Genomic DNA, 25,080 nt, shown 5'->3' on the forward strand with positions numbered 1-25,080 from the left:
TGACCAACTCAAAGAAATGGATTAGAACTTATAAAATAGCTTCTTAAGTCTAGATAAACTACTAAAAAATTACGGATTTGTAGACCATAACGAAGCTGATTTCAACATGGCACGTCTAGGAAGTTGAAGTGAAGCCACAATAAGTTGGGCAAAATCTTCTGATTGTAAAACTTTTTCGGGATCACCGTCTGTAATTCCCAATTCTAAAGACATATCAGATGCAATTGTACTTGGTGTAAGTGTGCAAACTCTAATATTATCTTTTCGCACCTCTTTCATCAATGCTTCTGAAAGTCCGATAACGGCAAATTTTGATGCTGAATATGCAGATGTTCCTGCATTACCAGAAAGTCCAGCCGTAGAAGAAACATTTATAATATCACCTTGATTTTTTTCAATTAGAAATGGTAAAACTTCTCTAGTTACATAATACATTCCCATTACGTTGGTTTGCATCATTTTTGCCCACTGCTCCGCTTCCATTTCTAGAAATTTTCCAAAGGCAGCAATTCCAGCATTATTTACCAAAATATCAACTCCACCAAGATCTTGTACAAGTTGTTGAATTGCAATTTTTACTTCTTGGTGATTTCCAACATCAAAGGATGCGTAAGTCGCTTTTACTCCAAGAGCACGCAATTCTTCGGCAGTTTCTTTCAGTCGAGTTTCATCTCGTCCGGTAATTGCGACATCGATTCCTAATTTGGCGAAAGCCAGAGCAGTTGCCTTTCCTAAACCTCTGCTACCACCAGTAATTATTGCTTTTTTTCCTTGAAGATTTTCCATAGCTACTTGTATCTTTATATTTATTTGAAGATGTAAAGTTACAAATAAGAATTTGTGCAGCGTTAAATTAACGTTTCAAATGCCTTAGTGCCGTTGAATCTTCGAATTCTCCTTATTGAATAAGCCCGAATTAAAAAGGCAATAAAACGCCGTAAAGAATATAATTCCGCGCTGTCTAGCCAAGAAAGATTCGGTTAAGAAAAGGCTAATCATTAAAATCGCAAAGCAAATATGTACAAAATCTCTGCGATGCAAACCATTATAAAGATTAATTCCTAACATCGCAACGATTAGCAAAAATCCAAATATCCCAAGTTCAGCAAAGAACTGAATGTATTGATTGTGAAAATTTTTGTCGTGGTAGCCCTCATGGGTTTCACTACCCATAAAAATGCTATGTTCTTTGGCTTTCGCCAAAATTTTAGCGTCGGTTGCATTGAGGCCATATCCGGTAAAAAAGATTGGTTCTTCCTGAAGCAGTTCGGCAAAAATCCGAACCTGATATACTCTGAAAGCTGTTCCGGGAAAATATTGATTGTCTGAAAACTTTTGGGTATTCCAAGCTTCGGCAACACTCACATTTAATACTTGTCCTTGACCAATATCCTGATTTATAGTTCCTGATTCTTCATTTGATTGAAATTCAATTAAAAATCGATCGGCGATATTTGAAGTAAAAAATACCGCTGCCAATGCTATAGGAACAATTAATAGTAGAATGTAACTTTTGTTTTTATTTCTAAAAAAATTAATCAATTCATGAACTACGGTAAGCAGTACAAATACTATGATAATATTTTTTGAAGATAGAAGTAAAATAAATAATGCTAGAATCATCATACAGATTCTATCTGCCCAGGTTTTAGATTTTTTATTTAGAAAATAGAAAAATCCAATCGCCACAAACACCGAAACATGAATGGCATTGACTTCTTTGGTAACAAGTTCATGGTAAAAAAACACTTCGATATTGCCCGATAAAAAGTATTTTACGATAGCATTTAGCAAAAACAGAAAACTGCTGATGCTGATTCCGTAGCTGTAATATTTTAAAAAATTTTGTTTGCTACTTTCAGAAAACTTGGGCATAATTATAAATGCAATCGGAATCAAGATAATAGGAACAACTTTTCCGAGTGCCTTGAGAATTTCGGAAGTATCCAGTGTCCAAATTAACGATACTGCCATCAGAAAATAAAGTAATATTGGAAGTAGCAAAACAAATTCTAGTTTGATGCCTCCCTTTCTTGAGCTTACAATTGCCGCCAAAACAAATAATGCTACTGCAAAGCTATTCACCGCATGACCCAAAGGCAACACGAGAAGCATCAGTAGCAGGAAGAAAAATGCTTTATTTTGAAGCGTTTCTTTTTTTAGATTCTGATAGACATTTTTCAAAAAGTTCAAGATATTGTCCATTTATTTTATCCCAATTAAAATCGTTTTCAATCGCTTCAAAATTATTCTTAATCCAATTAAGTTTTTCCGACCTCTTCGCAGTATTCAGTAAAGTCTGAACTTCTTTGGCATCCTTAAAGTAAAATGCATTGTCCTTGAGTACACCTCTATTAAAATCATTGTTGTGAGCTGCAATCAGCGCATTTGAAGCCATTGCCTCAAGTAACGAAGGGTTTGTACCTCCTACCGAATGTCCGTGGAAATAGAGCTTTGAGTAATTTCTAAGATTATTAAGATGTTCTAAATTGTAGATTCCACCCACAAATCTGATAAAAGGGTATTGCTTAAATTTAGACTTTAAATATTCGCCATATTTGGTATCATGGTTTCCAATGACTAGAATTGGCGTCTGATCTTGCTCACTATTGAGAGCAACACCTTCAAGCACCATATCCATATTATTTTCAGGCTCAAAACGTGCCATCACCATATTATAATTTCCAACTTCTACATTGTAATCCTTGAGCATTTCTACGTTTGGATTGTAAAAAGCATGTGCTCCGTAAGCTATATAAGTAGACTCTTTTTTGTATTGCTTTTGCAAAAATGTTTGAATTCCCAAAGAATCTGATACCAGATGATCACTGCTCATCGCGGCAAGCCTTTCGGCAAATTTGAGAAATTGACGCACTTTGGCTGAATATTTAGAACGCTTCCATTCCAAACCATCCATATTGGTGATGATAATTGAATTTTTAGGAAGTAAAAAATACCAAATAGAGTTGCTAGTATAACCTAGCTGTAAAATGATATCGAAATTTCGTTTTCGAGAATCCATAATACAGTTGTAATCATAGATAAACTGTCCAAAAGTTCCCATTTTATGTTCGGGATCATTTTGATGAATTATTTTGACACCGTGAAAATCTATTTCTTGATACGGATGATTGTGTGAATTATATACAGAAACATCATGTCCTTGCTGCACGAGATAAACCGAGAAAAATTCGGCAAATTGCTCAAAACCTCCGTAGTAGTTAGGAACACCTCTTGTGCCTAATATTGCTATCTTCATAAAATTTTCTGCCGTGATGACGACTTTAAATATTTATTAATCTAAAATTTCTTCAAAGATTTTTTCAATCTTTTCTGTGTGTTTCTCCAATGTAAATGTAGAATATACACGCTCTTTTCCTGCTTTTCCAAAACGATTCTGCAAGTCTTTATCAACAATAAGTTTCTCCAAATATTCTGCTAGAGAATCTGCATTATTATTTTCGAATAAAAATCCAGTTTCTCCCGGAAGCACAATTTCGGTGAGTCCGCCGTGATTGGCAGCTACAACCGGCTTTGCATGCAACATCGCTTCAATCGCCACCATCCCGAAAGGTTCTGGCTCGGTAGAAGGCACCGAAGCAATATCTATCGAAGCCCAAAAATCATTGATATTCGTTTGGAACGGAATTATTACAACGCGCTCTTGAAGTTTAAATTCTGCCACTCTGGCAATTAAATCCTCTTCAAAAAATTCTTGATTAGGCGGTGCCGATCCAATAAAGACTAATTTAATTTCAGGATATTTGGTTGCTATTTTATTAAAAGCTTCCAATAACAACTGCTGTCCTTTCCAACTATTTATACGGCCCACGAGCCCAATAACAGTTTGCTCATTGCTAACTTTGAAGAATTTAGTTCGAATATTCTCAATTGTTTCAGTTGAAATTTCTTCGTATTTTGAAACATCAAGGCCATTCCAAACAAAATCTGATTTTGCGGTCAATTTATCGTTGCCTTCTATCCAAAAACGCATGGTTTCTTTGGAATCGTAAATGGCTACATCATTATACTCTGAACTTAGAAGTTTCTTGAAGGTTTGGTTAATTAACTTTGGCTTAGCCAAAATCTCCTGAACATGCCACAAGTGCTTTATATTGAATTTTCTTGCGAATAAGATTCCAATTAAAACTGCCAAAGTATGAGAATAGACTAGACTGAAATTGTATTTCTTGTGCAAATCTTCCAACGCTTTCATTCCGTCTTGATACTCTTGAGCAAACTTTAGAATCCCTGCAGGCGTAAACATTTTACGGTAAAGTTTTAGAACTGGAGCAATAATAACTGTAATGTCATTTTTTCTAAGTTCATCAGTAAGCGGACCTTCAAAAGGTATTACAACAATTGGTTTGTATTTTGTTTTATCCAAACTGCATATAAACATCAGAATGGTTTTGTCTGAACCATATAACTCAGCTGACTGATGCAGGAATAGTATGTTTTTCATTATCGATTAGATATTTGCGATAGGCGATTAAAAGCCCAATTAAAATAGATTTTGTTTCGGTTAGATTATAAAAGCCCAAAAATACCCAATTGGAAATAAATAAGAATATTCCAGTTCCTAAAAAGAGTAAATTTATCATTCGGACTTTGGGGTTTGTACTTTTTCGATTTATAAAAAAGAAAAATATAGTGTACAGATATATAAAAATTCCCACCAAACCAGATTTTAAGAACACGATCATAAAACCGTTGTGTAGAATTGAAATAAAGCGCAGTCGCATATCTCCCAAATACACATATTGTTTTAAATCGATTTTTGAACCTAGACCACGACCAAAAAGTATAGCCATTGTTCCATCTGTAGAAACTTGTCTAATGGTTTGAATATTTTCGTAAGATCTATAATTGTCATTGAAATCTTTGTAATCCTTGCGATTGATGTGAGTTTTAAAAGGTTCGAGCGGCGCTACTTGAATTTTATAAAGTAGTCCTTCAAAACCTTTGGCAGACCGTCGCGGATTTGAATTTACAACTGCAGAATAAGCCACAATTCCTGTAATAAAGAGAGATGCGAAAATTATAATCGACTTTTTATTGACCGCAAAAATTCCTTTTAGTGCCAAATACAAGATCATTACCTGCAGGAAATTGGTTCGAGACAGATACATCAGCGCCGAAAATCCGACAATGGTTGTCAATATATATAGTTTCTTTTTAGAATATTCTAAACCAAATTCTTTATGAAAAATGAGCAGAAGCACTACATATATTTCGTAATCACTAAAGTATCCCGAATAAAATCGAAGATCGGCAACGGTGCGTGCGTGGTGAATAAAGATTGCGGAGAAAATTGTGTAAATATGAAAAACCGCTATGAATACGCCGGTATTCACGATCATATTCATCGCAAATTTATGGTTGTATTTAAATAATTGATAACCGACCAAAAATCCAATAATTGGTTTGGATAAATAGGTAATATCTCTGAATACAAAATAAATTTCGGTGCCTTTGTATCTAAAATGAGATATAAAAGCGATGATTAAAATGATAATGTAAGGGACGATTAACTTTAGAATTTCAAAAGAATATTTCTTCTGTAATGTCAATACAAATGTCAACGACCATGTAAAAAAGGTAAGTTCAAAATTACCGATATAGGGTACAGCAATACACGCCACATAGAGCAACTGCCAGAAAATATTTGGAGGAAGTTGTAGTTTCATTTATACTATTGCCTTTATCACTTTTGCGGGAACGCCACCAATTACTGAATTTGCAGGAAATATTCCGTTGACCACGGCTCCAGCAGCAACCACACAATTATCTCCAATTTGGCACCCATCTAGAAAAGTGACCCTCGCTCCTACCCAAATATTATTGCCAAGGATAATTCCTTTAGAATTGACCCCTTGCTCCCGAATTAGCTTCGAAGTATCTCGAAAATTATGATTCTCAGAATGGAAACTAACAAACGAGCCCATGATCACGTCGTTGCCAATCGTAATTCCGCCTGGAGCACCAAAATGGCAAAAATCGCCAACCGCTGAGTTGTTTCCCATAGTCATGCCCTTACCATAAGTGGCAAGATGCGATGTTGATAAAAGTTTGGAATACATTCCGATTTTTGCATTGTCTCCAAGTATGATTTTATTTGATGCATACCCATCCAAAATCGTGTGCGCTTCGATTGTCACGTTCGACCCGAAAGCAAAATTTGATTTATTTCGAATTTTGACATCAGCACCAAGAAAGACTTTTTTACGCAGAAATAAAATTCCGCGGAGCAGCATAAATAGTCTTGTTTGAAAGGTATATAATATTAAACCATCCGGAATATTTGAATCTATTTCGTAGGTTTTACCTTTCTTATGCAAGATCTTTTGCAGCGTCTTCTTGAGCATTAGTATTGATGACTTTTTTTGAATAAAATTATAGCAGTTTCCTTGCTATCGTTCTTTGTACCGAAGCACAAAAAATAAGTATGCAAAGCTAATTATTAATTCAGAAATAATTATAGCCCAAATAACGGCAAATAATTCATAATAGACGAGTGAAACGACCACTAATAACAAAATCAGCAAGGTCTGTACAAATGAAATTCGCACATAAACTTTGTTATGATTCATGGCCAACAAAAGCTGTTTAAGAGGAACTTGAAGTGCCTGAATAGCAGGAATTAGAAGTGCTAACAGCAATAGAGCCGTAAGTTTCAACATGTCGGCTTTTGTAAAATAATTAATAATTTCGACCTTATAAGTTGCAATCACAATTAGACAGACAAATATAAATACCGCATTGATTCCGTTTGAGACTGCCCAATATTTGACTGTTCGTTTATAACTTTCCTGCATACCATAGCAAATTTTCGGGTACAAGAAGTTGAAGGATAACAGGATATATGTTCTGAAAATCCCCACAATTTGCTCAATCACTTTGTACTGTCCCGCCATCACATTACTTCCCAACCAGCCGATGAGCATTATTGGCAGATACATTTGCAAGGAAGTGAAAAGTTGAGAGGTGAAAATTTGGAAATTTTGCACAATATACTTTCGAGCAGAAACGAAATTTTTGCTTAATATTTTAAATTTATAATGAATATTCAAATAAATAAGCATTCCAACATTTGCTATAATAGCTCCTAATCCCCAATACAAATTGACAAAAACATAATCTCCTTCTTCACGAATAAAGAAAAAGATAAAGCTGAGATAGAGCAGTTTTGAAGCTACATTGACAACTGTAATTAGCTTATAGTTTTCCACACCTTGCAAAAACCAGACTGGATTGAGCACCTGACCAACTAGTATGCTTAACGTAAATATGTAAAGTAAAAACTCATCTTTGAAGTAGGGAATTGTGAAAAATAAGATGCTACAAAATCCTATTATTATAAAAAGCATAATAGTTTTTGCCAGCTGAGTGGTCGAAAATATTTCGGAAACTGTAACTTTATTATCCCGCTGCAGCGAAATTTCTCGCACAGAGATAATTTCACTTCCATAATCGATAAAAACAATCAGAAAGAATGCTAAGGACAGCGCCACGCCAATCTTTCCGTAATTTTCTATTCCACAAATAGCAATAATATAGGGAACGACTAGAATTGGAGTTACGAGATTAAAAGCTTGCCCAAATCCGTACACAGACAAATCGCTAAGCTTTTTGTTTCGGTATAGATTTCGGAGTTTTGCTTTTATCATTCTAATATTTTATAATTATTATCAGGATACAACTTCGGTGAGCGCTACAGTAAGCAGAAATATAATCAGTAGATTAACTATTACTAATCCCAAACTATAGTTTTGGAAGAAGATTATTGTTAGAAAATCTCGCACTTCTTTTTCTGATATTACTGTGGATAACAGATGGCCTGAACTTCCTTCAACAACTTCTCAGTAGGATAAAAATATGGTGTTTTAAATTTTCCTGCTTCATATTTAATTTCTAATGTGCCGTTTACCGGGTCAACAGTTGCTGGAAACTCTTTGGTATCAATAAAATAATCAAAAAATTTATCCCCTTGTATTACGAACGACATTCCTTGATATAACATGGTAACATTTTTAACACTAATATCTTTCTGATCTTTATTTATACCAAAATCAATTCGAATATTAGTTGGAACAACTTCTTGTGGCAGGTGAAATGCGACTTTTTGGAATTTATCCCCACCATCAATTCCTGTCCAAACCGCCATGGTTCCATCAAACTCATTGCTTTTATCTTCTGTATAATACACAGCAAAATCATCTTTAGCTGAAACTTTCGCTTCGATCTCCACAATAAAATTAGGCTCTAAAACTTGCGTAATCACTTCTTTGGGTACTTCTACCTTTTTTTCGTTTTTGCAAGCTGAGAAAGTGACCAAAGCTACTACGACTAAGCACATCGACTGTATTTTCATATATAAATTTTTTGTAAAAGTATTCATTAATTGGTTGGTGGGTTCCCTATTTCTGCTTATTTATTTGAACTGAGTTAACAATTGCATTCCTGTCATTTCCATTAATATTGACATCATTATCATACTCAATCTTCAACACAATCATCTGATTAACTTCTGAAGTGTAATTTACAACTAATCCCGAATTATTTTCTTTATTATCTAAAAATCCACTTCCCACTACTTCTCCATTTATAATAATATTAAAGTGAGCATTTTCATTATTGATGGGTTCAGCAGGCAAACTTTTACCGCGCATAATTATGGAATAATTGCCTTTTGCAAGTGTCATTTTCGGATAGGTATAAGTTGAATTGCTTACAAATATCATTGCACCACTACCATCAAATTGAGCATCTTGAAACAGGTTCATATTTAAAAATGGAGAGTCTCCGTTTTTAGAAACATAATGCTTTGCCCATGTGTCATATTTCTCAATCGTCTCTTTCAGAATAAAGTGTTCGTTAAGATAGTTCTCTAATTCTAACGGCAAGAGGTAATTACGTTCATTTGCATCTGCATACCAAAAAGAATTATTACTAACTTTTCCTGAAGCCATATCTTTTACGTACTCATTTAGGGGACTTTCAATAGTATTCCTCCCGGTGCTTTCTTTTAGATAGAAATTAAAGAGCCAACCCCAAGAAGACACCACTATGTCACTATTAGTGTTCTTCTCCACAATCTCGGCAGATATCTCTCTAAATTGTGACTTGGAAACTTTGCTATAATATTCCTTGACCACAAATAAATTAATCAATGACAAAATAACAACTGCCGTTAGCACAAATTTTCGCGCAATCGTATTTCTTATTGAACCGATAGCGATTGCTAATATCATAGTTATTGCTGCTGTAGCACTCACGAAGTAACGTGCAAGCATCAAACTGATGTCCATATAACTTTTGACTACGATGAATACAAAAAACACAAAAGTCCATCCAAATAATACTACAAAACTCAATTGGAGCTTGTCCTCATGTATTTTCTTGATGTCTGTAGATTTCTCGTAATTAAAGACTTTAAAGATGTAGTAAATGAATAAAATAAGAAAAATGAACTTTGTAAATTCAAAATCACCTAAGAAATTTGTTATCAAATCAGTTACCGATGTTGGGCCTGGAGCCGGCACCCAAAATGATTTGAAGTTCAGTAACTTCACAAGCATTTTGTAATTTGGTGCAAATAGTAAAAGTGCTAAAATTCCTGAAATAATTGAGAATTTCAAAATCTTTATACGCTCTTCCTTTGCTTGTGTTGCAATGAAAAACAGAATAATAATGACTTGCGAAAGAATATTTACAAAAGTGAAAAAGTTTGTATTTAATGCAAATCCTGTAAAAAGTCCGTAATATAAAGCTGTTTTGAGACTTGGAAATTTTACAAAACGAATCAATGCCCAGAAGGAGAGTATTATTGCAAAAAGGTAAAATCCATAAGGTCTTGCATCTTGTGATATAAAGATATTATATTCATTTACACACAAAAGTACTGCAGCAATAAGTCCTATATTTTTATAAAACAGTTCTTTTCCTAGCAAATAGATTGCATAAACTGAGGCTATTCCTGACAATGCCGAGAAAAACCGCGCAGTCCATTCAGAATAGCCTAAAAAGAAATAAAATCCTTTTAATAGATAGAAATACAAATATGGAAATCCTTCTCTCAACTCCATTTCAAAGTAAAATTGTGCAGACGGCATGCTTGGATCAGACATATTGAGAGTAAAAATCTCGTCTACCCAAAGACTTTGAAAATCAAGACGGTAAAGTCTAAGAAATGCTGCTACGAGTAAAATCAGTATTAAATACCCATTTTCTTTTACCGTATTAATAATTCTGTTCATTTGTAGGTTTTTTATAAAAATATTATCTAGACTCTTCTAAGTATTTAATTTGCTTTTGCTGATTCAAATTGAAGAAATTGATTGACAACAACCTCGGTATCCAACTCATAATACAAAGGCAATCTCAACAACCTATCAGTAAACTTTTGAGTGTTTTCTAAAAATCTACCATCGTGTTTGTCTTTGTAAAATGCACTTTCGTGAAGACTGATATAATGAAAAACCGCCATGATATTCTCAGCTTTTAGCTTTCCGATGATCGCAGATCGTTGATCTTCACTCTCACATATAAGATAAAACATGTGTGCGTTATTCGTGCTATACTCGGGCACAAAAGGCAACAAGATATTGTTGGATTTTGCCCAATCTGCAAGCTTCTCTTTATAATTATTCCAATGCATTTTTCTCTGATCTTGAATTTTATCAAGATTTTCAAGTTGTGCCCATAAAAAAGCTGCAATAATTTCGGATGGCAGGAACGAACTTCCCACATCTACCCAACCATATTTGTCAACTTCACCTTTAAAGAAAGCAGATCTATTTGTTCCTTTTTCCCAAAGAATTTCGGCTCTATCGCAAAATTGTGGGTCGTTTATGGCAAGCATTCCGCCTTCGCCCGAAATAATGTTTTTGGTTTCGTGAAAAGAAAATGCAGACAAATGTCCGATAGATCCCAAAGGCTGCGAACCATTCTTACCAATATAAAAATTGTCGATCGCTTGTGCAGCATCTTCAACAACAAAAAGATTATGACGTTTTGCAATATCCATAATTGTGTCCATTTCGCAAGCAACACCTGCATAATGTACAACTACAATCGCTTTGGTTTTATCTGTAATCAGCGCTTCAATACGAGTTTCATCAATATTAGGATGGTCTGCTCTACTATCTGCAAAAATGATCTTCGCGCCTCTTAAAACAAAAGCATTTGCTGTCGAAACAAAGGTATAAGATGGCATAATTACCTCATCATCTTCTTTGATATTCAACAATATTGCAGCCATTTCTAGCGCATCTGTGCACGAAGTGGTAAGCAAACATTTCTTGAAATGATAGCGCTCTTCAAAAAACTTCTGACATAACTGAGTATACTTGCCATTGCCCGAAATCTTTCCAGATTTTACAGCATCTTCAATGTAAAAAGTCTCTTTTCCAGTTAAAAACGGTTTGTTAAATGGTATCATTTTTCCAATAATGTGTTATAGGTGTGATGGACAAAATCGAGTATCCCTTTTTGGTATAAAACCCGCAGGCATCTAGATTTTCTTGTTGCGTTGGTATCTGAAGTTTTTGAATTCCCTTCCTAAATAGTAAGTACTCTACTCTTTGCAATAACTTCGTTCCTAAGCCTTGTCCTTGAAATTCTGGAAGGACAGCAATAAGTCCAATAGTTGCTATTTCTTGATTAATTTTAAAAGTAACAAATCCTCCAATTTTATCATTCTGATAAATTACAAGGACATCATCGGCAAATTGTCTGTTTAGAGAATTTGAAATCCAAAGATTATAAAGATTTTTAAACTGCCTTTCGGCAAAATTACCGTCGAGATTAAAGCGGCTATGTTTTCCAGATTCATACGCAAGCTCTTGAAGTGTTGATACGTCCTTGAATTTTTCATCGACACTTCTGATGTCTGCATCTGTATCAGCTATTTGCAAAAGTTGCTTTTCAAAAATTATTTTATGCTCTCGAAATGTTGGTTGAAAGTTCTTAAAGACTTTATTTTCCTCCGAATGAAAACTATAAAACATATCAAACTCCTGCAACTCAATGTCGGCAACTTCGTGTGTTGCGTCAACCGAAGCTATATTTAAATTGAAGAAATCTGAATCCCAAGGTAAATGTTTTATCATATAATCTCGTCAATAATAAATGAAGGTCGATTTTTTGTTTGATCAAAAATCTTCCCTACATAAATGCCCGTAATACCTACAATAGTGATTACAACTCCGGACAAAAACCATATTGAAACCATTATCGAACTAAATCCTACTACCGATATTTTGTTTGTTATCGCCTCGTAAATATAAAATAAGCCGGTAAGAAAAGATAAAAATGAGATGATTAGTCCAAATTTCACAAATAATTTTAGCGGTTTATTTGAAAACGAAATGATTGTATTAAAAGCCAAGCTAATCAATTTCCCTATACTATAACTACTTTCTCCAGCAAAACGCTCTTGATGTTCTACTACAACCGAAGTCGTATTGAAACCAACAAACTTTACAAAAAGTGGAAAGAATTTAATGTTATCGTCAAGTCTCAAAACTGATGAAATTACTTTTTTATGATAGATTCCGAAGTTAGCAATTTCATTATCATATTCCATATCAGTAAGAAAACCAAAAATCTTCGAAAAAATATAAGATCCCTTCTTTTTGAGATAGCTGTCTTTCCTATTTTTCCTCCTCGCCAACACTACATCAAATCCTCGTTGAGCCTCGGCATAAAGTTTAATTATCTGATCAGGCTTGTCCTGCAAGTCACAATCCATCACCACAATCCACTCACCTTTAGCAACAGATAATCCTGCCATGATTGCAGAATGCTGCCCAAAATTTCTGCTGAGTCTAACACATTTTAGATGTTGATTGCGAGTGGATAGTACCTGCATTTTACTCCAAGAATTGTCGGGACTTCTGTCATCAACTAGAATCATTTCGTAAGAATGACCCAATGTTTTAAGCGATTTCTCAATCTCCGCAACAAGAGTATCCACTATATCCGCCGCCTTGTAAACTGGGCTTACAATGGTGATGTGTGGATGTGCCTGATTTAAAATATCAATCTGATTCATAAACGCTATTTCTCAAGAAAATTTTTAATTTTCATCGTATCCAAAACGCTATATTTTGGTCTTTCCGCTGGAGTTGGATAGGCTGAAGAAGGTATCGGATCCACAATAATAGTTACATTGTTATCTTCAAATATTTTCTTTGCAAATTCGAACCAACTACATTGCCAATCGTCAGAATAATTATAGATTCCGTAATTAGTGTCAGAAGGATTCTCAGCGTCTATCTGAATTATTTTTAATATCGCTTTCGCTAAATTAACCGCGTTTGTAGGACAACCAATCTGATCATCAACCACTGAAATTTTATCTCTATCGGCCGAAAGTCTCAACATCGTTTTATAGAAGTTGGAACCGAACTCTGAATAAACCCACGAGGTTCTGATAATGAAATGTCTTTTGGCGAAAGCCTGAACAAATTTCTCACCTTGCAATTTAGTCGATCCATAAACGCCCAAAGGATTCGTGGAATCGCTTTCGGTATAAGGAATTTTTGAAGTTCCATCAAAAATAAAATCTGTAGAAATATGAATTAGTGTACGGTTGTATTTAGTTGAAATTTCAGCAAGATTCTTTGCTCCAGTTGCATTAATTGCAAAAGCTATCTCAGGTTCAGATTCTGCTTTGTCAACAGCAGTATACGCCGCAGCATTGATGCAATAATCCGGTTTGCACGACGCAAAAGCTTGCTCTACCGCTTCAACAGATGTTATATCGCAGTCTTTTGAATCAAAAAAGTGAAAATCCATTGTTGGGAAATTCCCTTTTACACTTTGTATCGATTGCCCTAGCTGTCCTGCAGCACCAAAAACTGCTACTACCATACCTGCAACGCTTTTGAAAACATTGGCAATTGCTGATCTTTTTCAGAAATTATAAGTTTCTGTTGCGAAAAATGCCAATCAATAGAAAGGTTTTCATCATTATATATTATGCCACCTTCAGATTCTTTATTGTAATAATTATCACATTTATAAAAAAATGTGGCTGCCTCGCTCAATACCAAAAATCCATGTGCAAATCCTCGTGGAACAAAGAGTTGGTTATTTTTCTCACCCGAAAGTACTACGCTAAAGTGCTGTCCGTAAGTTGCCGATTCTGGTCTGATATCGACCGCAACATCCAGTACTTCGCCTGATAGCACGCGTACTAACTTTGCTTGCGAATGCTCTCCACGCTGATAATGTAACCCTCGCAACACGCCTTGAGTAGAAAAAGATTGATTGTCCTGAACAAAATGCACCTCTTGCTGAACGCCCTCTTGAAAAGATTTTTTATTAAAACTTTCCATGAAATAGCCACGCTCATCATTAATTATATTCGGTTCGATTAGATAACAACCATCAAGGTTTGTAGGAGTAAATTTCATTTTATTGCTCTATAATACTTAGTAAATGCGAAAATCGTTCGCTCTTATAATAATTGGTTTTGCCACTTCTAATCTATTCAAAACATCTAATACTTTTTTCAAATAAAAACCTTACCTACTTTCCCAATACTGTGTTCTTAGCTCTAATTTGCAAGAACTTTTTAGCTCTAGCTTTTGACCGTAGTAATAGTTTAAACTTAAATCTCTTGGAAGGCTTTATGCCGTTGCTGTAGAATATTTAACCTTCTGACGGTAGTAAAATTTCTTAATCCCAGCGATAAATGCGAAAATTAGAATCAAAATTATCGGCAAAATTATCTTCATAATTCCGCCTGCTGCAGCTTGTTTTTTCATATTTACCATTACCGCACTTTCTTTGATAATCTTGTCATACATCATCAAATTAATTCGATTCTCTTCCTGTCTGTCCAACAGCATATTTTTGGTATAAATAACATCATTAAGCTGCGACTTTTCTGTATATACAATCATTCCGCTCGCTGGTTTTCCAGCTTCAGAATTTTGTACTGATGTACGTAAAATATTGTCAATTTCAGTTAGAGTACTTTCGTTTGCCGCAATTTTACTTTCCAAGCTACTGCGATATTGTGTTTGCATTTTTGCAAAAAATGGACTGTCATTTAAAAAAGCTAGAAGTTCAGTAATCAGCCCTTTTTCTGAAATTGGATTGTTGGACGAAAATAAAATCTGGTGAAATTTGTAGTTACGAGCGGTCACTTTATCTTCCATCACTTGCTGCATACTCGCACCTTCTGCCAATAGACTTAGTGTTTTAAAGTAAATATCTTCTTGTTTTGCAAGTCTATAGACATCCACAATTGGTTCGATTTTAATTTTTCTAATTGCAGTTGGATTTGAAAACCCCGCAGCCTTCAGGAAAACAGTATCGTTTTCGGCAATTTTTGATTGTAATAATTCAATTTTCGAGTATAAATACTCCACGCTACCAAAATTTGGAGATACTGTAAGAGTATGATTGTATTTCTTAGCCGATGAATCCAGGTACATTCCCAACGCAAATCCAATAATCAACAGAAGCGCCACTATAATTATATTCCGAATTATAAACTGCATCGTTTTAAAAACAAAACCTCCAAAACCAGACATTGTTTTGCCAACACCTTGCGAGAAATTTGAGAAATCAACTTCATCTTTCTTGTGGCTATTTGGATAATCTAAACTCATAATTTATTATTATTATTAAAAATTTGTTCTAATATTTTGATTGTAATCAAGTAAGTAGGTTTTACACCAGTACTACCCAATCCTCCAGAAGCCAATGTACTTCCTGTCTCAAGTGGATTATCTGAAGCGTAATAAGCATATCGAACCTTAACATCTGGATTGATACTCTTTCTGATTTTTGATGCTGATTGTATCGCTTTTTGATAGTGCGATCCTTCCATTTCTAGACCTACAACACCCCAAGTAGATTTATGGAAAAAATTCAACAAATCTCTATTTTGCAGTGATGTACCCAAAACTGTCACCATGGCTCCTGCCGAAACTGGAATTCCATTTCCTACAAACATCTCCGCTGTAAGTTCATTATCAAAAGGATAATTATCGCCGGTTCCCTCATTTATATGAGCTGACGGTATCATAATATCGCCTTTGCCACCTTCCAATATACCGGCTTTCCCCATGATCGAAACCGACGCAACATTAAGATGAATTTTCTCGTCGTCTTTTGTTTCTTGATATGGTTTTAGCAGTTCGTCAATCGTTTCATAAGCCTGCTCGCCAAAAGCATAATCCATCACCACCAAAACTGGCATCATATCTTCCTGCGACGCATTATGAAAAGCCGATTTTTCCCAATCAATTTTGGAAGTATCAAAAATCTGAACGTCAATATTTGTCCCAGAAGTATCCGGTATAAATAACATTCCCTGCTTTTTGGCAACATCTTCTACTTTGCTTCGCAATTCAGAAGCACCATTCATACTCAATTCTTCGTAAATAAAATAAGGATTGTTGTCCTGCGCTTTTGCTGGAAGCACCTGCGATGCAAATACCGAATTCATTACCGAGTGCATATTCGCACTAATAATATGGATTGGTCTGTGTAGTAAATCGTATTCTTTAAGGACACGTTTGATGCTATTTGCCCAGATTTCTCCGTGTATATGATGTCCTAAACGCTCACGCAAAATTGGACTAAAGGTAATTGTGCGTTTGTTGTTTTCTAATGTTTCTTCTAAGGCAAGTTTACCTAGCCAGTAAATTACGTGCAAAAATCGGTCTGGAGTTTCTGCTGTTGCAAAAGAGATATAAATATCAGAAATCTCGCCAAATGTTCTTCCTAAAATATTGGTAACGTGCGATATAGATTTTTCCTTTTCAGATTGCGATAATTTTCTATTTAGCAGAACTGCATATTCCAATTTTTGCCAATCGCGAGAAAATTCACCGCTTTCATCTAGGAGAACTTTGTTTTTTATCTTGTGCGACTCGATAAATATGAATGTAAGATGCGTCAAAATATCATAAATGTCCGATCGCCCACGGGTAATTTCAACATTCATTTGCTCTTGATCTATTCTGTAACAATTGCGACGTCGCTTTGGCGGTATAATTGCTTTGAAATGCGAACGTGAATATCCTTCGTCTGATGTTAGATTAATAAAGCGGCATTCTTCAATACCAATAGGCAGACGCTCAATTACATACAGCAAACCGTTTAACTCCACTTTTTCGTCCGCAATTGTTCCATATATTTCCGGTCGCAATAAAAGCAACGCTTCCCGCAACGTCTCACCCGAAACACCCATTGGCTTGTAAAACCCTCGGTTAAATAAGTGACGCATCGTGATGTACAACTTTTCTACCGCGCTTGAAGATTCCTGTGCTCTAGATCTAATTATATTGTTGAATTCCATCTTATTTATTAATTCCTATATTCTTACGCGCAAATTTAGCTTTTTAATTTTAGTTAAAAGAATCCTATCTTGTAGCAGTTTCCTGCAAAATAAAAAAAAGAACTACTTTGCCATTTCCGAAGTTAATTTGACCAATGTTTTCTACCTACTATCAAAATTTTGGCAGTTTCCTGCAAAATAAGCACGGACTCAACTTCCACATTTCCGAAGCTATAATTTAAATTGTTTCAATTGATCGGCAATTTTCCGGTCATTGCTCAAACGAGGTAATTTATTCTGTCCACCCAATTTGCCAATTGACTTCATATAATTCTGAAAAGCATCTTTTTGCAACGCAGTAATTTTGAGCGGCTGAAGCACATTTCCGGTAATCAAATCTTTATAATAATCATTCTGTTTCTGCATTGCATGATCCAAATTTGATGCTATTTCATCTAAATTGTAAACTTCTTCTTCAAATTCTATAAACCATTCGTGATACGGTAGTCCCACCGCACCTTCAATTTGTGGTGCCACCGTAAATTCTGAAACTGTAACTCCCGTATTTTTAACCGCATCTTGAATTGCCGCTTCAACTTCCTTTCCAATGACATGTTCACCAAAAGCCGATATATAGTGCTTTATACGTCCCGAGACAATGATGCGGTACGGTTTTAAGGACACAAATTGAATAGTATCGCCAATATTATATCCCCACAAACCCGCATTTGTTGAAATTATCAGAACATAATTTACATTCAATTCTACTTCGCCAATGGTCAATCTAGGAGGATTTTCTTCAAAAAACTTATCTGTGGGTATAAATTCATAAAATATTCCCGAATTCAACAATAACAGCATTCCTTTTTCCTTTTGCGAATCTTGAAAAGCAAAAAAACCTTCCGAAGCTGGAAAAAGCTCGATACTATCTACTTTTCGACCAACCAAACTTTCAAACTTTGCGCGATAAGGTTCATAATTAACTCCTCCGTAAATAAAAAGATTGAAATTCTTAAACAAATCGCCAATCTCTTTTCCACTCTTCTTCTTTAGCTTTTCAAAATACATCTGAACCCAAGGTGGAATACCAGAAATTACCGACATATCTTCGTTAATTGTTTCCTCTACAATTGCATCTACTTTCTCTTCCCAATCTTCAATACAATTTGTTTCTAACGAAGGCATTCTGTTTTTCTGAAGATATTTGGGTACAAAATGAGCAACGATTCCAGACAGTCTTCCAAAATTGATTCCGTGCTTCTCTTCCAATAGCGGACTTCCTTGCAAGAAAATCATTTTACCATCAACAAAAGAAGCTTTTCCAGTTTCGTGGATATAAAGCAGAATTGCATTTCGCGCTGCTTCAATATGGTAAGGCATTGATTCTTTGGTAAGCGGAATATATTTGGCACCCGAAGTGGTTCCTGAAGTCTTGGCAAAATACAGAGGTTTTCCAGGCCATAATATATTTTCATGACCCGCAACTACTTTGTCTATATAAGATCGTAAATCTTCATAATCACGAACTGCGACATACTTTTTGAAATCTCCAAAATTCTGAATTTTATCAAAATGATGATCTCTTCCAAACTGTGTATCGCGCGCCGCGGCAATTAGGTTATGAAAAACCTTTTGTTGCGTTTGCACTGGATTTGCTGCCCAACTTTGGGTCTTTTTATATATAATTCCGGCAAATATTTTGGCTGCTAAAGATTTTAATGACATATTGGATTATTCAAATATTATAAATTTTGAGGGATCAATCGGATGACCATCTTTAAATAACTCAAAGTGCAGCTGACTATTTTGTGATTCTTGACCACCAGCACCAGCTAATGCAATTACTTCTCCTGTTTTGACAATATCTCCTTGCTCTTTTGTGAGTGAAGCAGCGTGCTTATAAACAGAAATATAGCCATAATTGTGTCTTAAAATAATTACGTTTCCATTAGTTGGAGTCCATTCTGCAAAAATCACATTACCGTTGTATGCTGCTTTGATTGGAGTATTTTTGGCTACAGCCACATCAATGCCATAGTGCTCTTCTTTTGGATTAAACTTGGAAGTTACAACACCCTTTACTGGCGGAAATAATACAATACTCACCTTGGCTTTGGCCTTATCAAAAAGATTAAACTTATCTTCCTTGGCTACTTTCTCCCTTAATTTAAGTTCGTCATTAGTTGGTTTTAAATCAGTTTCTAACGGTTGCTGCTCTGCCGCAATTAGAGAATCTTTGTTGAATTTATGAACTTCGACTTCTCCTAATAAAACTTTTTTTACAGAAGATATATAGGCCTCATTACGTTGTAAAGCTACTTCGAGCGAATCAGATTTAATGGCTAATTGGGTGGCATTACGCTTTAAATCAGCAGACGCATAACCCGGAATAAACTCTCTTAACGGAGTAAATGCGATGATTACAGTTGTAATAAAAATTAGCAAGATAGCACCAAGCGTGGCAACAACAAAGACATTCATCAAGGTCAGTCGTAGAGAAAAAATTTCCTCGAAAGTATCTTCATTCAATATTATGAAGCGGTTTTTGGTAAATAAACGCTTCTTTATTTTATTGCGTTTAAATCTTTTCTTTGGCATCTGTCGTATTTAGTAAGCAAATATAACAATTTAGCAAACTTGTGGAGGAAATCAGGTTTTGAAATCTCACAAAATTTATTTAGCGAAAGCTTATAAATTACAATAATTAACAAGGAAGTGAGATTAATACAAAATTTTCTATTTACATTTGTGCTATTAAAATCGGATAAAAAATGAATACATTATCAATATTTTTAGGAGTTATTGGTGCACCGCAGATTATTTTGATTGTGGTGATCCTATTATTACTTTTTGGAGGGAAAAAAATTCCGGAATTAATGCGTGGATTGGGTTCTGGAATTAAAGAATTTAAAGATGCTTCTAAGGAGGAGCCAAAAGAACCGATAATTAAAAAAGAAGAAGAAACGAAACTTTAATCATTAAGGTTCAGATATAAAAAAGCTTCATCGTATCACTAACGATGAAGCTTTTTTGTATTCTATAAGACCATCGTTAATTGTATTCTCTTTCTTTCCTCATCAACCTCCGTTACTTTCACCTGCACGTGTTGATGCAACTTTACTACCTCATTAACATCGCTTACAAACCCCGCTTTAAGTTGTGAAATATGAACAAGTCCGCTTTCTTTAATTCCGACATCTACGAAGCAGCCAAAATTGGTAATATTATTCACAATCCCTGGCAAGATCTGTCCTTCTCTCAAATCTTTTATGGTTCGGATATTTGGATCAAATTCAAAAACTTTAGCCGCTTTCCTTGGATCTAATGCCGGCTTTTCTAATTCCATGATGATATCTCGAATTGTAAGCAATCCAAAATCTGCTGTTATATAATCCTCTGCCTTTATTAGTGCGGTTTTTTCTTTGTTTCGAATTAAATCAGCCACTGAAACTTTCAAATCTTTGGCCATCTTCTCAACCACAGCGTAGGCTTCTGGATGAACTGCCGAATTATCCAACGGATTTTTCCCAGTGGTAATTCTAATAAACGGAGATCCTTGCTGAAATGCCTTTTCGCCCAATCTTGCAACTTTCTTTAGCTGTTTCCTGTCTGTAAAGGGTCCATTTTCAGTACGATATTGAACGATATTTTCGGCAAGTTTCTCTCCAATACCACTTACGTAACTTAGTAAATGTTTGCTGGCAGTATTTAAATTTATTCCTACTTTATTCACACTCTTTAAGACCACCAGATCTAGCTCATTTTTCAACTTGGTCTGATCTACATCGTGTTGATATTGACCAACTCCAATAGATTGTGGATCAATTTTCACCAATTCGGCCAATGGATCACTTAGTCGTCGGCCGATAGAAACGGCTCCACGTACGGTGACATCAAAGTTTGGAAATTCGTCCCTAGCAATTTTTGAAGCCGAATAAATTGACGCACCGGCTTCACTCACGATAAAGACTTGTAAAGGTTTGTCAAAAGCTATTTTCTTGATAAAAAACTCTGTCTCACGAGATGCAGTTCCGTTTCCTATTGATATCGCATCAATCTTATAAGCATTAACCATGGATCTAATTTTCTTCATGGCAACTGCCGTTTCATTTTGCGGCGCATGTGGAAAAATTGTTTCGTTATACAACAAATCACCTCTTTCGTCAAGACAAACAATCTTACAACCTGACCTAAAACCTGGGTCTATGGCGAGAATTCTCTTTTCGCCAAGTGGTGGTGCAAGTAATAACTGCTCCAGATTTGTGGCAAAAACCTGAATTGAATTAGTATCCGCTTTTGCTTTTGCTTCTTGCAAAATTTCATTGCTTAAAGCTGGCGCCAAAAGTCGTTTGTAACTGTCTTCTAATGCCAAAATTATCTGATCATTTTTGGCCGCTTTGGTCACAATTCTTTCGATACTTTCTAATGCATCTTCTGGATCTATTGCAACTTTTACTTTTATAAAACCTTCATTTTCGGCTCTAAGCATTGCCAAAACTCGGTGTGAAGGCGCTTTGTGCAAAACTTCTGACCAGTCAAAATACTGATTAAATTTCCTAGCGCCTTCTTCCTCGGCCTTTGCTTTCTGAACTTTGGTGGTAATTGTAGCTCGTCTTTGGTATAAAGAGCGCAATTGCTGTCTTACCGCTGGATTTTCACTGATCCATTCGGCCACAATATCTCTTGCACCTTGCAACGCCTCTTCCTGATTTTTTACTGCGTCTGTTATATATTTCGCGGAAGCGTCGTTAATACTTTTTGAATTATTAGAAGCTATAATCAACTTCGCCAATGGCAATAAACCCTTCTCTTTTGCAGCATCGGCACGGGTTTTACGCTTCTTTTTGAAAGGAAGATAAAGATCTTCAATTTCATTTAAATTAAAAGAATTCGAAATTTTCTGTTTCAGTTCTGCGGTTAAATCTCCTTGCTCTTCAATCGTTTTTAGAATAGATTCTTTACGCTTCTGAATTGCAAGAAATTCCTGATTTTTCTTGGCTATATTTTCAATTTGAACTTCGTCAAGATTTCCGGTCTGATCCTTTCTATAGCGAGATATAAAGGGTATTGTACAGTCTTCAGAAAGCAACTTTAAGGTAGCTTCGATATTTTTGTCAGAAGTATTTACCTCTGATTTTATAAATTGAATTTGATTCATTTTATCTATAAGTTCTTATGAAGTTTGTATTTTATTAATACAAACTTGCAATTAGTTGTAACATTTAATTTCTCACAATTATTTGTCTGCAAATCTATTATTTCTCTCCAGAAAACTAAACCCTACATGGACGATTTCTCTTTTAGAACTAATATTTCTGAAGATTATTGATAAATCTCTTCCGGTGAGTACAGTATGCTTGTACAGAGCTATTTTATTGACCTGATGAGTCTAACAAGATTTTTTTTGGTTTTAATATCAAAATAATCGCTTTAATCCAATAGATTTATCTCCACTTTTATATCGATTTAATTATTTTACCAATAACTTTGATTCAGAAATAATATAGTACATTACTCAAAATTATGGCAACATACTTTTTCCTTTTAGCAATCAATATTTTTGCTTTTTTACTGATGGGTTACGACAAAAAACTTGCGAAAACCCGCAAAAGGCGCATATCTGAAAAAGCACTTTTGACCTCTGCGATGGTTGGTGGAAGTATTGGTTCAGGAATTGGAATGCTCTATTATCGTCATAAAACTTCCAAAAACAGTTACTTAATTAAATTTTGGAGTATTGTAATTGTTCAAATAATTGCACTTTCTTTTGGAAGGGATTTATAAAAATTAAAAAAAAAATATTGAACTGGAAGAAATTGACCAGATCATTCATCTTCAAATCTATAATTTCGCTCCATAAAACTAAGTGCCGCTTGAACAATCTCGCCCATCGAAGTTGCATTTCTAAAATTTACATCTAAAGTTAATTGGTAAATTTCCTCTTGCAACTGCGCGATATGCTCGTCAGGAGCTAATTTTGTCGATTTCATTGCTTCTATTAGACTTTCTAGCCTCGCCTTGGTATCAAATAATCGTTTTACGAGAACGGATCTCTCTTCTATCTGATACTGTAAAACGGATTTGGGCTTTAATTTCGTCTGAACCAAGTGCGAAAACTTGTAATTTTCTTTAAATAAATGAGGTTTATACAATCTAAAACTTCCCTCATAGCTCTGCTGATCAAAATCAATCGCTCTAATTTTGAAAATCCGCTGATCAAAATCATAAATTGGAATTACCACAAAATTATACGCACGCATATCTCCCAAAAGACCAATCATACAGCGTTCGTTAAACTTTACAAACTCCTTTGCAATTTGAGATTTCTCGAGTTCAGTACAATTTTGCAAATTTCTTTCTAAGAAAATATCGCCTGGAATCCCTACAATATGCTCTTCTATCAGAGTATCTTCAAAAACAAGATAGTTAATACTATTTGGCGAAATGATGTGTTCTAATTCCAAGCCAAAAACCCTTGATGCATCTGCCTTTTTAATATAGAAATGCGTATAATTGTCGTTCAAAATATTTCGGACTTTGACTCGAAAAGGTTTTGAATTTCCAAAGGTGCAGAAATCGATATTATCAACATTTAAATGCTCAAAATTACTCTCATCACCATCAGAGTGTAGCAAAGTGTAGATTTTTTTTAGACTATTGTCCAGTTCTACTCTTTCAAATTCATTGTAATACACACGAGTCCACAACGTATCTTTGTCTTCTCTATCATAAACAACTACACTGCCTTGAAAACGCAATAGGTCATCGTAAAAAACTTTTGTCTTAGTCAGTCGTTTATACTTTTGCAAATATGCTCTAAAAGTATCGTTTATAGGATAATATTTCTTTTTAAACTGTGGTTGTTCGCTCATTTCTATGCTTTAGCTAATCAAGTAAGGTAACTATAATTTTGCTGAATAAAAAAATCCTTAATCACAACTTCTCTTCCTAAAATAATTTAGAAAAAAACGATAGATCGAAGGATTAATAAAATTCAAGTACTATCTATGAACAACAAATTTTATCAACTCTATTTTGATGCCTTCCACCTTCAAATTTGGTATCAAGAAATGCTTCTACCATCTCTACCGCTTGGTTTATAGAAGTATATCTCGCTGGAATAGCAATAATATTCGCGTCGTTGTGCAACCTAGCCAAACCTGCAATTTCTTTTGTCCAACACAGAGCTGAGCGAATTTCTTGATGCTTATTAACAGTCATATTAATACCATTGCCACTTCCACAGATAACTACTCCAAAATCTGCGTCTTTACTAGCCACGTCAATTGCAACTGGGTGACCGAAATCTGGATAATCAACGCTACTTTCTGAATCTGTTCCGTAATTCTTAATTTCATAACCACGACCTTGCAACATTTTTACAACTGCATTTTTATAGTCTACACCAGCGTGGTCATTTCCTATTGATATTTTCATACTATATAAGTTTAGAGCGTAAAATTACTGATATTAATAGATTTGAAAGGGTCTTTACCTTCAAATTATAGCTTATTTAAACAATAAATTGACGTTGTTAACATCTTAAGCTAATGTCTTAGTAATCAAAGGAAGCTATTTGTGTCTAAATTGTTAATAAGTCGTTAATGAATTTTATATCTTTTTTTTGTGAATCCGAATAATTTTTCCAAGCAAAAACAGGAATGATATATGCAAGAAAAGTTTCGAAAAGTTTCAGAAAAGTTATCAAGATCAAAAATGCAATAGTCAACAATTTTCAAAATGATATTTATTTACAATTTGGTAATGTTGATAGT

The 25,080-nt window shown here is 34.9% G+C and carries 23 protein-coding genes; 2 read left to right on the forward strand and 21 right to left on the reverse strand.

Translation table 11 applies throughout. The annotated features are described in order from the left end of the window. Window positions 1-69: 69 nt before the first annotated feature. The 18 genes from SBO79_RS03200 to SBO79_RS03285 form a co-directional block, all read right to left on the reverse strand. Window positions 70-786, reverse strand: coding sequence for a 3-ketoacyl-ACP reductase (locus SBO79_RS03200; protein WP_318641762.1), 717 nt, complete (start codon window positions 784-786; stop codon window positions 70-72). A gap of 84 nt (window positions 787-870) precedes the next feature. Next, entirely contained in the window at window positions 871-2,205 is a 1,335-nt protein-coding gene (locus tag SBO79_RS03205; RefSeq protein WP_318641764.1) for an O-antigen ligase family protein, read from the reverse strand. Then, a complete protein-coding gene (locus SBO79_RS03210; RefSeq protein WP_318641766.1) occupies window positions 2,138-3,259 on the reverse strand; it encodes a DUF1972 domain-containing protein in 1,122 nt (373 codons plus the stop codon). Before SBO79_RS03210 ends, SBO79_RS03205 begins: the two co-directional genes overlap by 68 nt. Before the next feature lie 36 nt (window positions 3,260-3,295). Continuing rightward, window positions 3,296-4,465 carry a glycosyltransferase family 4 protein gene (locus SBO79_RS03215; protein ID WP_318641768.1) on the reverse strand — a complete coding sequence of 390 codons (1,170 nt, stop codon included), beginning with the start codon at window positions 4,463-4,465 and terminating at the stop codon, window positions 3,296-3,298. Further along, window positions 4,431-5,690, reverse strand: coding sequence for a hypothetical protein (locus SBO79_RS03220; protein ID WP_318641770.1), 1,260 nt, complete (start codon window positions 5,688-5,690; stop codon window positions 4,431-4,433). Before SBO79_RS03220 ends, SBO79_RS03215 begins: the two co-directional genes overlap by 35 nt. Further along, complete coding sequence (locus SBO79_RS03225; protein WP_318641772.1) at window positions 5,691-6,368, reverse strand: acyltransferase; 678 nt, start codon at window positions 6,366-6,368, stop codon at window positions 5,691-5,693. 45 nt (window positions 6,369-6,413) lie between these two features. Further along, entirely contained in the window at window positions 6,414-7,670 is a 1,257-nt protein-coding gene (locus SBO79_RS03230) for an oligosaccharide flippase family protein (protein WP_318641774.1), read from the reverse strand. 149 nt (window positions 7,671-7,819) lie between these two features. Further along, the gene (locus SBO79_RS03235; protein WP_318641776.1) at window positions 7,820-8,374 is read right to left on the reverse strand and encodes a hypothetical protein; all 555 of its coding nucleotides are present in this window, start codon (window positions 8,372-8,374) and stop codon (window positions 7,820-7,822) included. Window positions 8,375-8,420: 46 nt separating this feature from the next. Beyond that, on the reverse strand, window positions 8,421-10,259 hold the full coding sequence (locus SBO79_RS03240; RefSeq protein ID WP_318641778.1) for a glycosyltransferase family 39 protein: 1,839 nt from the start codon (window positions 10,257-10,259) through the stop codon (window positions 8,421-8,423). Between the two features lie 44 nt (window positions 10,260-10,303). Further along, window positions 10,304-11,443: a dTDP-4-amino-4,6-dideoxygalactose transaminase gene (gene rffA, locus SBO79_RS03245; RefSeq protein WP_318641780.1), complete on the reverse strand. Its 1,140-nt coding sequence runs from the start codon at window positions 11,441-11,443 to the stop codon at window positions 10,304-10,306. Then, entirely contained in the window at window positions 11,430-12,113 is a 684-nt protein-coding gene (locus SBO79_RS03250) for a GNAT family N-acetyltransferase (protein WP_318641782.1), read from the reverse strand. Before SBO79_RS03250 ends, rffA begins: the two co-directional genes overlap by 14 nt. Then, a complete protein-coding gene (locus SBO79_RS03255) occupies window positions 12,110-13,057 on the reverse strand; it encodes a glycosyltransferase family 2 protein (protein ID WP_318641783.1) in 948 nt (315 codons plus the stop codon). The genes SBO79_RS03250 and SBO79_RS03255 overlap by 4 nt, the downstream gene beginning before the upstream one ends. Window positions 13,058-13,062: 5 nt before the next feature. Then, window positions 13,063-13,878: a dTDP-4-dehydrorhamnose reductase gene (gene rfbD, locus SBO79_RS03260; RefSeq protein WP_318641784.1), complete on the reverse strand. Its 816-nt coding sequence runs from the start codon at window positions 13,876-13,878 to the stop codon at window positions 13,063-13,065. Then, window positions 13,872-14,423 carry a dTDP-4-dehydrorhamnose 3,5-epimerase gene (gene rfbC, locus SBO79_RS03265; protein ID WP_318641785.1) on the reverse strand — a complete coding sequence of 184 codons (552 nt, stop codon included), beginning with the start codon at window positions 14,421-14,423 and terminating at the stop codon, window positions 13,872-13,874. The genes rfbD and rfbC overlap by 7 nt, the downstream gene beginning before the upstream one ends. Window positions 14,424-14,639: 216 nt before the next feature. Further along, window positions 14,640-15,629 carry a hypothetical protein gene (locus SBO79_RS03270; protein WP_318641786.1) on the reverse strand — a complete coding sequence of 330 codons (990 nt, stop codon included), beginning with the start codon at window positions 15,627-15,629 and terminating at the stop codon, window positions 14,640-14,642. Beyond that, window positions 15,626-17,326: a DUF6909 family protein gene (locus SBO79_RS03275; RefSeq protein ID WP_318641787.1), complete on the reverse strand. Its 1,701-nt coding sequence runs from the start codon at window positions 17,324-17,326 to the stop codon at window positions 15,626-15,628. The genes SBO79_RS03270 and SBO79_RS03275 overlap by 4 nt, the downstream gene beginning before the upstream one ends. 210 nt (window positions 17,327-17,536) lie before the next feature. After that, the gene (locus tag SBO79_RS03280) at window positions 17,537-19,030 is read right to left on the reverse strand and encodes a GH3 auxin-responsive promoter family protein (RefSeq protein ID WP_318641788.1); all 1,494 of its coding nucleotides are present in this window, start codon (window positions 19,028-19,030) and stop codon (window positions 17,537-17,539) included. Between the two features lie 6 nt (window positions 19,031-19,036). Beyond that, the gene (locus SBO79_RS03285) at window positions 19,037-19,903 is read right to left on the reverse strand and encodes a M23 family metallopeptidase (protein WP_318641789.1); all 867 of its coding nucleotides are present in this window, start codon (window positions 19,901-19,903) and stop codon (window positions 19,037-19,039) included. 173 nt (window positions 19,904-20,076) lie between these two features. On the opposite strand from SBO79_RS03285, the gene tatA reads away from it, so the two are divergent. Further along, window positions 20,077-20,280 (forward strand): twin-arginine translocase TatA/TatE family subunit, encoded by a 204-nt coding sequence (tatA, locus tag SBO79_RS03290; RefSeq protein ID WP_318641790.1) that lies wholly within the window; start codon window positions 20,077-20,079, stop codon window positions 20,278-20,280. Window positions 20,281-20,342: 62 nt separating this feature from the next. On the opposite strand, the gene SBO79_RS03295 is transcribed toward tatA, so the two are convergent. Next, window positions 20,343-22,463, reverse strand: coding sequence for a Tex family protein (locus SBO79_RS03295; protein WP_318641791.1), 2,121 nt, complete (start codon window positions 22,461-22,463; stop codon window positions 20,343-20,345). 365 nt (window positions 22,464-22,828) lie between these two features. Between SBO79_RS03295 and SBO79_RS03300 the strand changes: the two genes are divergently transcribed. Beyond that, entirely contained in the window at window positions 22,829-23,089 is a 261-nt protein-coding gene (locus SBO79_RS03300; protein ID WP_318641792.1) for a DUF1294 domain-containing protein, read from the forward strand. A gap of 41 nt (window positions 23,090-23,130) precedes the next feature. Here SBO79_RS03300 and SBO79_RS03305 read toward each other — a convergent pair whose 3' ends face one another. Further along, window positions 23,131-24,177, reverse strand: coding sequence for a hypothetical protein (locus SBO79_RS03305; RefSeq protein ID WP_318641793.1), 1,047 nt, complete (start codon window positions 24,175-24,177; stop codon window positions 23,131-23,133). A gap of 133 nt (window positions 24,178-24,310) precedes the next feature. Then, window positions 24,311-24,742: a ribose 5-phosphate isomerase B gene (gene rpiB / locus SBO79_RS03310; RefSeq protein ID WP_318641794.1), complete on the reverse strand. Its 432-nt coding sequence runs from the start codon at window positions 24,740-24,742 to the stop codon at window positions 24,311-24,313. Between the last annotated feature and the right edge of the window lie 338 nt (window positions 24,743-25,080).

Source organism: Flavobacterium ardleyense (genome assembly GCF_033547075.1).
Taxonomy (GTDB): domain Bacteria; phylum Bacteroidota; class Bacteroidia; order Flavobacteriales; family Flavobacteriaceae; genus Flavobacterium; species Flavobacterium ardleyense_A.